We start from the raw sequence: 13,919 nt of genomic DNA, 5'->3' as shown, positions 1-13,919 counted from the left end.
GAAGGGGCCGGTCATGCTGCAACTGCGAAATAAGGGGGCCGCAGCCCCCTCATCCCTGTCTTTTCAGCAGCCTGCCTTACTCGGCGCTTTCCGCGACCGTCACGCTGGCCATGTAGTCGGGCGAATCGACCCGGCCATTGCCCGCGCGGGACGGATCGCCCAGACGGATCTGGTCCAGCACGTCCCAGCCTTCGACCAGCTGGCCGACGACGGTGTATTCCCCGTCAAGGAACGGCGTGCGGTCGAAGTTGATGAAGAACTGGCTGTTCGCGCTGTTGGGGTCCATCGAACGCGCCATGCCCACCGTGCCGCGCTGGAAGGGGCGGTCGCTGAACTCTGCCGGAAGGTCCGGCAGGTCCGAGCCGCCGGTACCCGCCATCGCGATGTCACCATCCTGACGGCCATTCTCGACATCGCCGGTCTGGGCCATGAAGCCCTCGATCACGCGGTGGAACACGACGCCGTCATATGCGCCCGAACGGGCCAGTTCGACCAGACGTTCGGTATGGGCGGGGGCCACGTCCTCGAAGAGGTCCAGCACCATCGTGCCCTTAGCATTGCCCTCGGCATCGGCCAGCTCGATCACGAGGTTCGGGCCGGGGCCGTCCTCGACCTCGGGGCTCGTCTGGGCCAGCGCCATTCCGGCGGACAGGGCCAGCGCGGCGGGGATCAGGGCGATCTTACGCATCGGCGGCCACCTTGACGCTGATCATGCGGTCAGGGTTCGCGGGCGGCTCGCCGCGGGCGATCTTGTCCACATGCTCCATCCCCTCGATCACGCGGCCATAGACGGTGTATTGGCCGTTGAGGAAATGGTTGTCCTTGAAGTTGATGAAGAATTGGCTGTTCGCGCTGTTGGGGTTCTGCGAGCGCGCGGCGCCGAGCGTGCCGCGATCATGCGGCAGCTTCGAGAACTCTGCCGGCAGGTCCGGCAGGTCCGACCCGCCGGTGCCGGCGCGGCGGATGTCGAAGTTCTTTTCCATGTTGGCATGGGCCACGTCGCCGGTCTGGGCCATGAAACCCTCGATCACGCGGTGGAAGGCCACGTTGTCATAGGCGCCGGCGCGGGCCAGTTCCTTCATCCGCTCGGCATGTTTGGGCGCCACATCGGCCAGCAGCTCGATGACGACGGGGCCGTCCTTGAGCGTGATGATGATGGTGTTTTCCGGGTCCTTGATCTCGGCCATGCGGCCCTCCTTTGCCTGGTTCGCCCCATGATCTAGGCGCTGGCGCGCCCAAGGGCAACGCGCGAAACCGTGACGCGCGTCCTGTTCGGGCCGTCCGGCAGGCTTTCGCCGCTGTTGACGCGCCGCCCGCCATGCGGGACAAGCCATCCGACAACGCCCCCCATTGCCCGGAAGGATGCGACATGGCCAAGTTCAACACCATCGACGACATGGAACTTCACGGTAAGGTCGTGCTGACCCGCGTGGACGTGAACGTCCCGGTCGAGAACGGCCAGGTGACCGACACGACCCGGATCGACAAGATCGTCCCCACCGTCAAGGACATCCAGGCGGCAGGCGGCATTCCGGTCCTGCTGGCGCATTTCGACCGCCCCAAGGGCCAGCGCGTCGATTCGATGAGCCTGCGCCAGATCGTCCCCGCGCTGGAGGCCGCCCTGGGCCAGAGCGTGACCTTCGCCGATGATTGCATCGGCGGCACCGCAAAGCGCGCCGTGGCCGCGCTGCAACCGGGCGATGTGGCGCTGCTGGAGAACACGCGTTTCCATGCGGGCGAAGAAAAGAACGATGCGACCTTTGCGGCCTCGATGGCGGCTCTGGGCGGGGCCTATGTGAACGACGCCTTTTCGGCCGCACACCGGGCGCATGCCTCGACCGAGGCGCTGGCACGGCTTCTCCCCGCAGGCGCCGGGCGGCTGATGGAGGCCGAACTCAAGGCGCTGGACGCGGCCCTTGGCAATCCGCAGCGCCCGGTCATGGCGGTGGTCGGCGGGGCCAAGGTCTCGACCAAGCTGGACCTGCTGATGAACCTGGTGGACAAGGTCGATCATCTGGTGATCGGCGGCGGCATGGCCAACACCTTCCTGGTGGCGCAGGGCGTCGAGGTCGGCAAGTCGCTGGCCGAACGCGACATGGCCGACACGGCGCGCGCGATCCTGGACAAGGCCAAGGCGACCGGCTGCCAGATCCACCTGCCTGTCGATATCGTCGTCGCGCGCGAGTTCAAGGCGGGCGCCGAGAACCAGACCCTGCCGGTCGCGGAATGCCCCGAGGATGCGATGATCCTCGATGCCGGTCCCGCCACGGTCGAGGCGCTGCGTCAGGCCATGACCGCCTGCAAGACGCTGATCTGGAACGGCCCGCTTGGCGCGTTCGAGATCGACCCTTTCGACGCTGCCACCAATGCCGCCGCGAAATCCGCCGCCGATCTGACGATGGCCGGGGCGCTGGTCTCGGTCGCGGGGGGCGGCGATACGGTCGCGGCGCTGAACAAGGCGGGCGTGGCCGGTGACTTCACCTTCATCTCGACGGCGGGCGGTGCCTTTCTGGAGTGGATGGAGGGCAAGGTCCTGCCCGGCGTCGCCGCGCTGGAAGCCGCGCGCCGCTGAGACCGCGTGCCCGGGGGCCAATGTCAGAGGGGGCGGGCACAGACCCGCCCCCTTTGTGTTCAGAAGCGGATGATCCCGCCCAGAAGGCCGCCCTGACCCTGGGTCGATCCGCCGGTGCCGGCGCTCTGCGTGCCGCCTGGTCCGGGGGCGGCATCATCGGGCGCAGATTGGGGGGCGGCGGGTTCGGGATCGCCGGTCATGGCCAGATCCGCCCCATCATCCTGCGCGTCCGCCTGTCCGTCGGCGGGTGTCGCCGCCGTGGCGGCGTCAGCGGGCTGATGCCAATCGGCCGGTTTCCGTGCGCCGTCCTCGTAGCGTTGCAGCGATTCCATCCACTTGCGGAACTCCATCGGCGGGGTGGTCTTTTCCACGCCCGGAACGACCTCGGCCCCCGCCAGTTCGGTCATCGACCCGACCGAGGTGATCGGGCGCAGGAACAGGCTGCGCTGATCCGCGCCGATCTCGGTCTGAAGCGCCGACGACGCAGCGCCGAACAGCGGAAACTGGTAATGGGCGAGGGTGGTGGTCATGAACATGATATCTCCTTTCTCGAATATGGCCCTCCCGGCAGATATGTTAAGAAATCGCGAATTATCCTATCGTCGTTTGATTAGGACTTTAGCGATAACGCCCCGGCAGGTCCGCGCACGCCCGCAGGGCAATCACGCAACATTGGTCAATCCTCTGATTCTGTTAGCGTAACCAGCATTGCCGCAGGGGACGCGCATGCTATCCAGCCGCCATCATCAGAGGAGAGGTTTCATGCAGATGACCGACACGGTGCGCCGCATTCTGGCCAATTACGAGGGCGAGACGCCGGGCGTGAAGGCGCAGCTTGCGCGGATGCTGATGACCGGCAAGCTGGCGGGCACCGGCAAGATGATCATCCTGCCCGTCGATCAGGGCTTCGAACATGGCCCGGCGCGGTCCTTCGCCCCGAACCCGGCGGGCTACGACCCCCATTACCATTACCAACTGGCCATCGATGCGGGCCTGAACGCCTATGCCGCCCCCCTGGGCATGATCGAGGCGGGTGCCGACACCTTCGCGGGCCAGATCCCGACGATCCTCAAGGTCAACAGCGCCAACAGCCTGATGTCAGGCACGGCGGGCAAGAACCAGGCGATCACGGCCTCGGTGGATGACGCGCTGCGTCTGGGCTGCGCGGCCATCGGTTTCACGATCTATCCGGGCTCGGACATGGCGCTGGACATGTTCGAAGAGATCGTCGAGATGCGCAAGGAAGCCGCCGCCAAGGGCGTGGCGACCGTCATCTGGTCCTATCCGCGCGGCGAGGCGATCACCAAGGACGGCGAGACGGCGATCGATGTCGCCGCCTATGCCGCCCAGATCGCGGCCCTGATTGGCGCGCATATCATCAAGATCAAGCTGTCCACCGACCACCTGATGCTGCCCGAGGCCAAGAAGGTCTATGAGGACAAGGGCATCGACATCGCCACCCAGGCCGCCCGCGTGCGTCACTGCATGGAGGCCAGCTTCGGCGGCCGCCGCATCGTGGTCTTTTCGGGCGGGGCGGCCAAGGGCGCGGATGCGGTCTATGACGATGCGCGCGCGATCCGCGACGGCGGCGGCAACGGCTCGATCATCGGCCGCAACAGCTTCCAGCGCTCGCGCGAGGATGCGCTGGAGATGCTGCAGAAGCTGGTCGATATCTATAAAGGCGCCTGATCGGGGGCGCCTTCGGGCGCCATCCGGCACCGTGATGCGAACCGCCCGCCCGAAAAGGCGGGCGGTTTCGCGTTCAGGGGCCTGTCAGGACGGGCGTGCGGTCCCCGGCGGCAAAGCGGCGCAGCACGGCGGGATAGAGCCGGTGTTCCTCGACCAGCACGCGCGCGGCAAGGCTGGCCGCATCGTCACCCGGCAGGATACGAACGCGGGCCTGCCCGAGGATCGGGCCGGCATCCAGTTCGGGAATGACCTCGTGGACGCTGCATCCGGCCTCGGCATCGCCGGCGGCGATGGCGCGGGCATGGGTGTCGAGGCCCGGATATTTTGGCAGAAGTGAGGGATGGATGTTCAGCATCCGCCCCGCGAATCGCTGCACGAAGCCCGGCGTCAGGATCCGCATGAACCCTGCCAGACAGATGATGTCGGGCTCGGCCTCGAGCAGGGGGCCAAGGATCGCGCGCTCGAACCCCTCTCGGTCGCGGGGAAAGTCGCGGTGATCGACAGCGGCGGTCGGCACGCCCAGATCGCGCGCGCGGGCCAGCCCGCCCGCGTGGGGATCATTCGACAGGACAAGGACCGGGCGCGCGGGATGGGCGCCGTTCATGTCCTCGATCAGGCGCAGCATGTTCGAGCCGCCCCCCGAGATCATGATCGCGACGCGTTTCACGCAAGGCGGCCCGAATAGCGGATGCCCGCGCCCAGGGTCACATGGCCAATGCGATGCACGCTTTCGCCCGCCTCGGCCAGCACCGCGGCCAGCGCCTCGGCGCGGTCGGGGCTGACGACGAGGATCATGCCGATGCCGCTGTTGAAGGTCTTGAGCATCTCGGCCTGTTCGATTCCGCCCGCCTGCGCGAGCCAGGCAAAGACCGGTGGCAGCGACCAGGCGCCAAGGTCGATATCGGCGCCCAGATCCTTGGGCAGGACGCGGGGCAGGTTCTCGGTCAGGCCACCGCCGGTGATATGGGCCAGCGCATGCACGCCGCCCGCGCGGATCGCCGCCAGGGCGGGGCGGACGTAAAGGCGGGTCGGAACCAGCAGCGCCTCGCCCAGAGAAGTGTCGGCAAAGGGCGCCTTGTCCGCCCAGCCAAGCCCGGCATGTTCCGCAACCTTGCGGACCAGCGAATAGCCGTTCGAATGCACCCCGTCCGAGGCGAGGCCCAGCAGCACATCGCCCGCAGCCACACCCGAGGGCAGCGCCGCGCCCCGGTTCATCGCGCCGACGGCAAAGCCCGCCAGGTCGAAATCGCCGTCGTGATACATGCCGGGCATCTCGGCCGTCTCGCCGCCGATCAGCGCGCAGCCCGCCGCCTTGCAGCCGCGTGCGATGCCTTCGACGACGCGGGCGCCCTCATCGACCGACAGCTTGCCGGTGGCGAAATAGTCCAGGAAGAACAGCGGTTCGGCCCCCTGGCAGACCAGATCGTTGACGCACATGGCGACCAGATCCTGCCCCAGACCGTCCAGATGGCCGGTGTCGATGCCGATACGCAGCTTGGTGCCCACGCCGTCGGTCGCGGCGACAAGGATCGGATCGTCATAGCCCGCCGCCTTGAGGTCAAAGAGCGCCCCAAAGCCGCCAAGCGCGTCCATCACGCCGGGCCGCTGCGTCGCGGCGGCGGCGGGTTTGATCCGTTCGACCAGCGCGTTCCCCGCGTCGATATCGACGCCTGCATCGCGATAGCTGATCCCGTTCTTCGTCATGGCGGCCCCCGGCTGAGTTTCGCACGCGATAGCCCAAGCAGGGCGGCGGGGCAACGCCCGAGGTGCTTGACCCGCCTGCCTTGCGGGATTAACCCGGCATGGCTGGCGGGCCTGTAGCTCAATTGGTCAGAGCAGGGCGCTCATAACGCCTTGGTTGGGGGTTCAAGTCCCTCCGGGCCTACCATCCGCCGTCTGTTTCCGCAGGTTCTGCGCGCCCGGCATCCGGCCCTGCGGCCGCTCGCCAGCCTCTGTTCAGGTAGTCACGGTGCGCCGGGGGATGCCCGCCGATTCGGAGGTCCGGACCGGCGGGGCAGGGGCTTTCGTCAGCCCTCGATCCGGGTGAAGTCGGCGATCTGGCGGCCGGCCTCGCGGATGCGCGACAGCAGGTTCAGGCGGTTGCGCCGCACGATCTGGTTGTCGGTATTCACCTGAACGGCCTCGAAGAAGGCGTCGATGGGCGCGCGCAGGGCCGCGATGGCGGTCATGGCGGCTGGGTAATCCTCGGCCTCCATCGCGGCGCGGATCGCGGGATCGGCGCGGTCGAGTGCGGCGAAAAGCGCACGTTCGGCCTCGGTTTCCGCGAATTTCGGGTCGGCGCCAAAGCTGTATTCGACGCCGTCCTTGTCCTCGGCCTGGGTCAGGATGTTGCCTGCGCGTTTCAGGCCCTGGGTCAGGTTCCGCCCGTCATCCGTCGCCAGCATGTCGTTCAGCGCCGTCGCCCGCGCCACCACGCGCACGAGGTCGTCATTGCCGTCCTGCGCCAGCACGGCGTCGATGATGTCGTGCCGGATGCCCTGGTCGCGGAGATAGACCTTGAGGCGGTCGTGGAGGAAGGAGAGGAGGTCGGCGCTACCCATGAAGGAAACTTGCGCGAGTTCTTCAAGGTTTTCCTCGGCGGCGAAACCGTCAAGGGTGGATAGCTCGAACTTGGTTAGGACATCTGCAATCTCGACATATCCCGCGCCGATGAAGGCGTCTTTTGCGTGAGCCAATGGCGCGGCGAAATCGTCAACTGCGATGCGCGAAATATGCGCTCCGATCCTAACGGGAAGAAATTTCAACAGCGGGAGCAAGGAGCCATTCTGAAGGATGAGCCTGATCACCCCCAAAGCCGCCCGCCGCAAGGCGAACGGGTCCTTCGACCCGGTGGGCTTTTCACCGATCGCCCAGAACCCCGTCAGCGTGTCGATCTTGTCGGCCAGCGCCACGGCGACCGAGACGGGCGCGGTCGGCACCGCGTCCGAGGGGCCAAGCGGCGAGTAATGGTCGCGCGCCGCGTCGGCGATGGCGGCAGGCTCGCCGGCCTCCAGCGCGTAGTAGCGGCCCATGATGCCTTGCAGTTCGGGGAACTCGCCCACCATCGCGGACCGCAGGTCCAGCTTGGCCAGACGCGCGGCGCGTTCGGCCTGGGTCGCGTCGGCGCCGACCAGCGGCGCGATCTCGCGCGCCAGCGCCGCGATGCGGGCCACGCGGTCGGCCTGCGAGCCCAGCTTGTTGTGGAATGTGACCGAGGCCAGGCCATCGGTCCAGGCGGTCATCTCCGATTCCGCCTCGCGCAGGTCGTTTTCCCAGAAGAAGGCGGCGTCCGACAGGCGGGCGGCCAGAACGCGCTGGTTGCCCGCAAGGATCGTGGCGCCGTCGTCGGGGGTCTCGATATTGGCGACGGTAACAAAACCCTCGATCCGGCCGGTGGCGGGGTTCAGGGCGGAAAAGAACTTCTGGTGTTCCTTCATCGAGGTTTGCAGAACCTCGGGGGGCAGGGACAGAAAGCGGTCCTCGATCACGCCCATCAGGGGAACGGGCCATTCGACAAGGCCCGCGACCTCGGCCAGAAGCCCGTCATCGGGGACGATCTGCCAGCCGCGCGCAAAGGCCAGGTTCTCGGCCTGTGCGCGGATCTCGCTGGCGCGTTCCTCGGCATCCAGCATCACCTTGGCGCGGCGCAGTTTCGCGGCGTAATCGTCAAAGCCCGTCACCGCAAAGGCATCCGGCGCCATGAAGCGATGCCCGCGCGTCGTGTTGCCCGAGACGATGCCGTCCACCTCCAGCGGCACGACCGAGGCGCCCGCCTCGTCGCTCAGGATGCACAGGATCGAATGAAGCGGCCGCACCCAACGCAAGGACCCCGCGCCCCAACGCATGGATTTGGGCCAGGGGAAGTTGCGGATCGTGGCATCCAGAACCTCGGCCACGATCTCGGCGGCGGGGCGGCCGGGCTTGGTGATCGTGGCGAACCAGACCTGACCCTTCTTGTCGTCGCGCGCTTCCAGCTGGTCGCGCGTCAGGCCGGTCGAGCGCAGGAAGCCTTCCAGCGCGGCCTCGGGGGCGTCGGTGCGGGGGCCCTTGCGTTCCTCGCGCGTGGTGGGGCTGGCGGCGCTCAGCCCCTCGACGGTCAGCGCAAGGCGGCGCGGCGTGCTGAAGGCGCCGGCGCTGGCATAGGTCAGACCGGCCTCGACCAGGCCGTCGGTGATCAGGCGCTTGAGGTCCTCGCGCGCGCGGGCCTGCATCCGGGCGGGGATCTCTTCCGAGAAAAGCTCGATCAGAAGGTCGGGCATCAGTCCATCACTCCGCGTTCCGGGTTCTTTTCGTTGTATTCATGCCAGCCAAAGACGCGGCCATCCGGGTAGGTCACGAGGATGCGGTCCACGTCAGGGCGCACCTCGGATTGGGCCAGCCATGCGGTGGCTGTGCCCGATTGCAGGTCCGCGCCGATCTGCGGGGCGTCATAGCAGGAAAACCAGCGCGGCCCGTTCAGGGGCAGCGAATTCGGGGCCGGGATCATGCCTTCGGGCAGCGTCTCGGCCCGCGCGCAGATGCGCCAGCGGATGGGCGAGCTGTCGGCGTTGATCCCCTCGAACGCGGTCAGGGTCAGGGGGACAGGGCCGGTCGCGGTCTCGACGCTGATCTCGGCCTCGGGCGAGGCCGGGTCGATGCGGTCGAAGAAGGCGTATTCCTGCGTGTACCAGACGCCCGCGCCCGCAGCGATGCCGCCACCCAACAGGGTGACGATCGCGATCTTGCCCCAGTTCATGCCGCCCCCGCCGCGTCGGTCGTCAGGAACAGATCGGCGCAGCCCTTGGCCAGCGCGCGGACCCGGCCGATATAGGCCTGACGCTCGGTCACGCTGATGACGCCGCGCGCATCCAGCAGGTTGAACAGATGGCTGGCCTTGATCGCCTGATCATAGGCCGGATGCGCCATCGGGATACGGCGCCCGGCGCTGTCGGTCTCGGCGGCGGACAGGATGCGGGCGCATTCGGCCTCGGCATCCTTGAAGTGCTGGAACAGCATCTCGGTATCGGCCTGATCGAAGTTCCAGCGGCTGTATTCCTGTTCGGTCTGGCGGAAGATGTCGCCATAGCTCAGCGGGATGGGCGCGTCGGGGTCGTTGAAGGGCATGTCCATCACATGCTCGACCCCCAGCACATACATCGCCAGCCGTTCCAGACCATAGGTCAGCTCGCCCGAGACGGGGCGGCAATCATGCCCGCCGACCTGCTGGAAATAGGTGAACTGGCTGACCTCCATTCCGTCGCACCAGACCTCCCAGCCCAGACCCCATGCGCCGAGGGTGGGGGATTCCCAGTCATCCTCGACGAAGCGGACGTCATGGACCATCGGGTCCAGCCCGATGGCGCGCAGGCTGCCCAGATACAGGTCCTGCAGATCGGGGGGCGAGGGTTTGATGATGACCTGATACTGGTAATAATGCTGCAACCGGTTCGGGTTCTCGCCATAGCGGCCGTCGGTCGGGCGGCGCGAGGGCTGGACGTATGCCGCGGCCCATGCCCGCTGGCCCAGGGCGCGCAAGGTGGTTGCCGGGTGGAAGGTGCCCGCGCCGACCTCCATGTCGTAGGGTTGCAGCACGGCGCAACCCTGCTGCGCCCAGTAGCCTTGCAGGCGCAGGATAATCTCCTGAAAGCTGCGGGGACGGTTGGGGCTGGTCATGGGGGCGTCCTTTTGGGTAGATCGGGCCTGCCCGCGCCTTCTAGGCGCCGGGCGGGGCAGGGTCAATAAAGGCTGGCGGGCCAACGCGCCGCAGCCGGGCAACAGATGGGGACAGCGGGCATGCGGCACTTGGGTGTGATCGTTCTGGCAGGGATGCTGCCGATGCAGGCCATGGCCGAGGGCGCGGTGATCCGGCTGGAGGCCAAGCGCAGCCAGGCCGCCGCCGCCGAAGCCGCCGCAGGCTGGGCGGAGCGCTTCGACAATGTGGTGACGCTGCCCTTGCCGGGGGGCTGGACCGGGATCGCGCTTGGGCCGCTGGACCGGGCTGAGGCCGAGGCGCTGCTGGCCGATCTGCGTGCTGCGCGCGAGGTGCCGGGCGATGCCTTCGTCAGCCAGCCGCCTGCCAGCACCGTGCTGCAACCTGTGGGCGTTGCCCCTGTCGGCGAGCCTGCGTCCGCGATTGTGTCCGAGACTGCTGTCGAGCCCGCACCCGAGGCGGTCGCAGAAGCGGAACCCATTGCTGAGCCAGAAGCCGTCGCAGAGGCAGAACCCGAACCCGAACCCGAGGCCGCGCCCGAACCGGTGCTGCCCGAGGGGCGCTTTATTCGCCTCGAAGCCTTCGAGACCGAAGCCGAGGCCCGCGAGGCGCTGGCGCGCTGGCAGGCCGAGTTCGGCGACGCCTGGCTCTGGGACTTGCCCGATGGCTGGTTCGCGCTGGCGCTTGGCCCCCTGTCGCCCGAGGTCGCCGAGGCCTGGGCGCCGGTTCTGAAAACCGCCGAGATGATCCCCTCGGACGCGGTCGTGACGGGTGCGGACAGCCTTGGCGCGCCGCTGGTCGAGGCGGGCGCCCCGGACCTGCCCGCGCCGGGCGCCCCCGAGCCTCTGCCGCCGCTTGAGGATGTGCAGCGCGCGCTGCGTTGGGCGGGCCATTACACCGGTGCCATCGACGGCAAGGACGGCCCGATGACGCAGGCCGCCATCCGCGCCGAGATCGCCACCGCCCGCCGCGCCACCGATCCCGGCACCGCCATGCGCCTTTTGACCGAGGCGCGGGCCGAATGGCGCGACCGCATGGGGCTGGCCGAATTGCGCGACGAGGCGACGGGCCTGTCCGTCACGGCGCCCCTGTCGGCGCTGGTCTTCGACCGGGCGGAACGTGCGCTGTCGATCTATGGCCCGGCTAATGATTCCGGGGCGGCGCTGATCCTCTTCAGCCAGAAGGGAGGTCAGCAGGAATTGCTGGATCTGGCCGGGCTTGTGACCGCGCTTGGCTGGGTGCCCAGCCCCGAGCGCGTGATCCGGCAGGGCCATGTCCATCTGCGCGGCGAGAACGAGGCCCATCGCGGCGAGGCCGAGGGCCGCGTCCGCGACGGCCGGGCCGAGGGCTGGGTGCTGATCTGGCCCGCATCGGACCCCGAGACGCAGACCCGGATCGCGGCGGAACTGTCCGACAGCCTTGACCGCTTTGCCCCTGCCGCGGGCGAGGATGCCCCCGCCGCGCCGGTCACGCCCTGACGCCTCAGCCGCGCCAGAAGCGCGGCATCAGCAGGACCAGGACCGAGACCAGCTCCAGCCGGCCCAGATACATGCCGATGATCATCAGGATCTTGGCCGGTTCGGGAAATTCCGCGACGGACCCGTTGCGCGTGATCTCGGGCCCCCAGACCGGGCCGATATTGGCGATCGCCGTCCAAGCGGCGGTCAGCGCGGTGCGCGGATGCAGCCCGGTGAGCGACAGGCCCACGATCAGCAGGCCGAAGGTCAGCATGAACAGCGTGAAGAAGGCCATGACCGAATTGACGACATCGCGGTCCAGCGGGCGACCCTCGTAACGCAGAGGATAGACGCGGTGCGGCGAATGCATCCGCCGAATCTGGGCGCGCACCGCCTGTAGCAGGATCAGGTAGCGGAACACCTTGACCGAACAGCCCGTCGAACCCGTGCAGCCCCCGATCAGCCCGACGATGATCAGCAGCGCCAGCGGCAGATGCCCCCAGGCCAGCACATCGGTCGAGGCATAGCCCGTCCCCGAAAAGATCGTGATCGTGTTGAAGACGGTCTCTCGCAGCACTTCCTCGACGGGGACGCCGCGATGGACGTAAAGCAGCCGATAGAGGATGATGATCACGCAGGCATAGGTGATCCAGCGCAGATAGGCGCGGATCTGGCTGTCGCGCCAGATCGGGTCAAGATCGCCGCGCATCGCCTGCACCATGCGGATGAACGGGATCGAGGCCAGGATCATGAAGACCGAGGCCGCCCATTCCGGCCCGCCCAGATAGGCCCCGAAACTGGCATCGTAATTCGAGAACCCCCCGGTCGAGGTCGTGGTCAGCGCATGGACCGCCGCGTCGAACCCGGTCATCCCAAGCGCCAGATAGGTCAGCGCGCAGGCCCCGGTCAGGGCCAGATAGACGGCGGTCATCTCTCCGGCGATGGTGCGGGCGCGGGGCAGGACCTTGCCAAGCGTGTCGAAGCCTTCGGACCGGAAGAACTGCATCCCGCCGACCCGCATGACGGGCAGAAAGACCATCGCCACCACGACGATCCCCAGACCGCCCATCCATTGCAGCAGCGCCCGCCACAGATGCGTGCCGCGCGGCAGCCCGTCCAGCGCCGGAAAGGCCGTGGTGCCGGTGGTGGTGACGCCCGACATCGCCTCGAAGAAGGCGTCGGTGAAACTCGCGCGCGGCTCGCCCAGCACGAAAGGCAGGGCGCCGAAGATCGGGATGACCAGCCACAGCCCCGAGGTCAGCAGAAAGGCCTGTTGCAGTTTCAGCGAGGTGTATTCCCCGCGCGTCGCCACCGTGATCAAAGCCCCTGCGACCATGGTAATGACCGCGCATTCCAGAAAGACCTGCCAATGCGGGTTCCCCTGCCACAGATCGACCAGCATCGGTGCCAGCATCGCCGCGCCCAGCACGACGACGATCTTTCCAATCGGGTGGGCTACGGGGCGCAGGTCGATCATGGCAGACTGCTTGCCTCTGCCGGTTGCGCGCGTCAAGCGCGGCCGAAGGGCCCACCTTGAATTCATTTTTTGGAATACGTATATGGGTGCAACAGGATGATGACCGCAGCAGGAGAGCCCCATGACCACGCCCGCCCCCCTCAAGCCGTTGCCCGCCGTCGACCTTGGTCTGCGTCCCGACGTGTCGGCCCATTTCGACCCGCAGACGAACACGATCAGCTACATCGTCAAGGACCCGGCCTCGAATGCCTGCGCCATCGTCGATTCCGTCATGGACATCGACTATGCGGCCGGGCGGATCACCTATGACCACGCCGACGCCCTGATCGCCGAGATCGAGGCCCGCGGCCTGTCGCTGGAATGGATCATCGAGACCCATGTCCATGCCGACCACCTGTCCGCCGCGCCCTATATCCAGCAGAAGCTGGGCGGCAAGATCGGGATCGGCGCGAATATCCTGATCGTGCAGGACGTTTTCGGAAAGATTTTCAACGAAGGCACCGAATTTCAGCGCGACGGCAGCCAGTTCGACCGCCTGTTCGAGGATGGTGACGAATACCAGGTCGGCCAGATGCGCTGTTTCGCCTTTCACACGCCCGGCCACACGCCTGCCTGCATGACCCATGTGATGGGCGACGCGGCCTTTGTGGGCGACACGCTGTTCATGCCGGACGGAGGCTCTGCCCGCGCCGATTTCCCCGGCGGCGATGCGGGGGTGCTGTATGACAGCATCCAACGCGTCCTGTCGCTGCCCGACGAGACGCGGCTGTTCATGTGCCACGATTACGGCCCGAACGGGCGCGACATCCAGTGGGAGACGACCGTTGCCGAGGAAAAGGCCCACAACATCCATGTCGGCGAGGGCAAGACGCGCGAGGATTTCATCGCCTTCCGCACCGAACGCGACGCGCAGCTTGACGTCCCGCGGCTGATCATCCCGTCCTTGCAGGTGAACATGCGCGCGGGCGAGATCCCCAGGGACGCCGACGGGCGCCCCATGCTGAAAGTCCCTGTGAACGGCCTCTGACGCGAAAG

The 13,919-nt window shown here is 67.4% G+C and carries 13 protein-coding genes and 1 tRNA gene; 5 read left to right on the top strand and 9 right to left on the bottom strand.

Annotation, left to right across the window (positions count from 1 at the left end; all coding sequences use genetic code 11):
* Window positions 1-76 precede the first annotated feature (76 nt).
* Together ACTZWU_RS13120 and ACTZWU_RS13115 are read right to left on the bottom strand one after the other, a co-directional pair.
* The gene (locus ACTZWU_RS13120; protein ID WP_444737808.1) at window positions 77-688 is read right to left on the bottom strand and encodes a peptidylprolyl isomerase; all 612 of its coding nucleotides are present in this window, start codon (window positions 686-688) and stop codon (window positions 77-79) included.
* Window positions 681-1,187 carry a peptidylprolyl isomerase gene (locus ACTZWU_RS13115; RefSeq protein WP_444737807.1) on the bottom strand — a complete coding sequence of 169 codons (507 nt, stop codon included), beginning with the start codon at window positions 1,185-1,187 and terminating at the stop codon, window positions 681-683. The genes ACTZWU_RS13120 and ACTZWU_RS13115 overlap by 8 nt, the downstream gene beginning before the upstream one ends.
* A gap of 182 nt (window positions 1,188-1,369) precedes the next feature.
* Here ACTZWU_RS13115 and ACTZWU_RS13110 point away from each other — a divergent pair, with 182 nt between their 5' ends.
* The gene (locus ACTZWU_RS13110; RefSeq protein WP_444737806.1) at window positions 1,370-2,572 is read left to right on the top strand and encodes a phosphoglycerate kinase; all 1,203 of its coding nucleotides are present in this window, start codon (window positions 1,370-1,372) and stop codon (window positions 2,570-2,572) included.
* Between the two features lie 59 nt (window positions 2,573-2,631).
* Here the strand turns inward: ACTZWU_RS13110 and ACTZWU_RS13105 are convergent, their stop codons facing one another.
* Complete coding sequence (locus ACTZWU_RS13105) at window positions 2,632-3,108, bottom strand: hypothetical protein (protein WP_444737805.1); 477 nt, start codon at window positions 3,106-3,108, stop codon at window positions 2,632-2,634.
* 226 nt (window positions 3,109-3,334) lie between these two features.
* Between ACTZWU_RS13105 and ACTZWU_RS13100 the strand changes: the two genes are divergently transcribed.
* Window positions 3,335-4,261, top strand: coding sequence for a class I fructose-bisphosphate aldolase (locus ACTZWU_RS13100; RefSeq protein WP_444737804.1), 927 nt, complete (start codon window positions 3,335-3,337; stop codon window positions 4,259-4,261).
* A 73-nt stretch (window positions 4,262-4,334) separates the two neighbouring features.
* On the opposite strand, the gene purN is transcribed toward ACTZWU_RS13100, so the two are convergent.
* Together purN and purM are read right to left on the bottom strand one after the other, a co-directional pair.
* Window positions 4,335-4,928, bottom strand: a complete 594-nt coding sequence (purN, locus tag ACTZWU_RS13095) for a phosphoribosylglycinamide formyltransferase (protein WP_444737803.1) — start codon at window positions 4,926-4,928, stop codon at window positions 4,335-4,337.
* Window positions 4,925-5,965: a phosphoribosylformylglycinamidine cyclo-ligase gene (gene purM / locus ACTZWU_RS13090; protein ID WP_444737802.1), complete on the bottom strand. Its 1,041-nt coding sequence runs from the start codon at window positions 5,963-5,965 to the stop codon at window positions 4,925-4,927. Before purM ends, purN begins: the two co-directional genes overlap by 4 nt.
* 107 nt (window positions 5,966-6,072) lie before the next feature.
* On the opposite strand from purM, the gene ACTZWU_RS13085 reads away from it, so the two are divergent.
* A tRNA-Ile gene (locus ACTZWU_RS13085) sits at window positions 6,073-6,149 on the top strand.
* Between the two features lie 139 nt (window positions 6,150-6,288).
* Here the strand turns inward: ACTZWU_RS13085 and glyS are convergent.
* Genes glyS through ACTZWU_RS13070 form a run of 3 tightly spaced genes read right to left on the bottom strand, consistent with a single transcriptional unit; the run spans window position 6,289 to window position 9,913 of the window.
* Complete coding sequence (gene glyS, locus ACTZWU_RS13080) at window positions 6,289-8,520, bottom strand: glycine--tRNA ligase subunit beta (RefSeq protein ID WP_444737801.1); 2,232 nt, start codon at window positions 8,518-8,520, stop codon at window positions 6,289-6,291.
* On the bottom strand, window positions 8,520-8,996 hold the full coding sequence (locus ACTZWU_RS13075) for a DUF6446 family protein (protein WP_444737800.1): 477 nt from the start codon (window positions 8,994-8,996) through the stop codon (window positions 8,520-8,522). Before ACTZWU_RS13075 ends, glyS begins: the two co-directional genes overlap by 1 nt.
* Window positions 8,993-9,913, bottom strand: a complete 921-nt coding sequence (locus ACTZWU_RS13070; RefSeq protein WP_444737799.1) for a glycine--tRNA ligase subunit alpha — start codon at window positions 9,911-9,913, stop codon at window positions 8,993-8,995. Before ACTZWU_RS13070 ends, ACTZWU_RS13075 begins: the two co-directional genes overlap by 4 nt.
* A 120-nt stretch (window positions 9,914-10,033) precedes the next feature.
* Here ACTZWU_RS13070 and ACTZWU_RS13065 point away from each other — a divergent pair, with 120 nt between their 5' ends.
* On the top strand, window positions 10,034-11,428 hold the full coding sequence (locus ACTZWU_RS13065; RefSeq protein WP_444737798.1) for a peptidoglycan-binding domain-containing protein: 1,395 nt from the start codon (window positions 10,034-10,036) through the stop codon (window positions 11,426-11,428).
* Between the two features lie 4 nt (window positions 11,429-11,432).
* On the opposite strand, the gene ACTZWU_RS13060 is transcribed toward ACTZWU_RS13065, so the two are convergent.
* On the bottom strand, window positions 11,433-12,884 hold the full coding sequence (locus ACTZWU_RS13060; protein WP_444737797.1) for a TrkH family potassium uptake protein: 1,452 nt from the start codon (window positions 12,882-12,884) through the stop codon (window positions 11,433-11,435).
* Between the two features lie 121 nt (window positions 12,885-13,005).
* Between ACTZWU_RS13060 and ACTZWU_RS13055 the strand changes: the two genes are divergently transcribed.
* Window positions 13,006-13,911, top strand: a complete 906-nt coding sequence (locus ACTZWU_RS13055; protein WP_444737796.1) for an MBL fold metallo-hydrolase — start codon at window positions 13,006-13,008, stop codon at window positions 13,909-13,911.
* The last annotated feature ends 8 nt before the right edge of the window (window positions 13,912-13,919 follow it).

The sequence above is a fragment of the Paracoccus sp. NSM genome (genome assembly GCF_052379855.1).
GTDB lineage: Bacteria > Pseudomonadota > Alphaproteobacteria > Rhodobacterales > Rhodobacteraceae > Paracoccus.
Note: the sequence above shows the minus strand (reverse complement) of the source record. Positions and strands in the feature narration are given on the sequence as shown.

Bases quoted from the DNA above. Each gene is read 5' to 3' on its own strand.
- ACTZWU_RS13120 (WP_444737808.1), bottom strand. From the start codon at position 688: ATGCGTAAGATCGCCCTGATCCCCGCCGCGCTGGCCCTGTCCGCCGGA.
- ACTZWU_RS13115 (WP_444737807.1), bottom strand. From the start codon at position 1,187: ATGGCCGAGATCAAGGACCCGGAAAACACCATCATCATCACGCTCAAG.
- ACTZWU_RS13110 (WP_444737806.1), top strand. From the start codon at position 1,370: ATGGCCAAGTTCAACACCATCGACGACATGGAACTTCACGGTAAGGTC.
- ACTZWU_RS13105 (WP_444737805.1), bottom strand. From the start codon at position 3,108: ATGTTCATGACCACCACCCTCGCCCATTACCAGTTTCCGCTGTTCGGC.
- ACTZWU_RS13100 (WP_444737804.1), top strand. From the start codon at position 3,335: ATGCAGATGACCGACACGGTGCGCCGCATTCTGGCCAATTACGAGGGC.
- purM (WP_444737802.1), bottom strand. From the start codon at position 5,965: ATGACGAAGAACGGGATCAGCTATCGCGATGCAGGCGTCGATATCGAC.
- glyS (WP_444737801.1), bottom strand. From the start codon at position 8,520: ATGCCCGACCTTCTGATCGAGCTTTTCTCGGAAGAGATCCCCGCCCGG.
- ACTZWU_RS13075 (WP_444737800.1), bottom strand. From the start codon at position 8,996: ATGAACTGGGGCAAGATCGCGATCGTCACCCTGTTGGGTGGCGGCATC.
- ACTZWU_RS13070 (WP_444737799.1), bottom strand. From the start codon at position 9,913: ATGACCAGCCCCAACCGTCCCCGCAGCTTTCAGGAGATTATCCTGCGC.
- ACTZWU_RS13065 (WP_444737798.1), top strand. From the start codon at position 10,034: ATGCGGCACTTGGGTGTGATCGTTCTGGCAGGGATGCTGCCGATGCAG.
- ACTZWU_RS13060 (WP_444737797.1), bottom strand. From the start codon at position 12,884: ATGATCGACCTGCGCCCCGTAGCCCACCCGATTGGAAAGATCGTCGTC.
- ACTZWU_RS13055 (WP_444737796.1), top strand. From the start codon at position 13,006: ATGACCACGCCCGCCCCCCTCAAGCCGTTGCCCGCCGTCGACCTTGGT.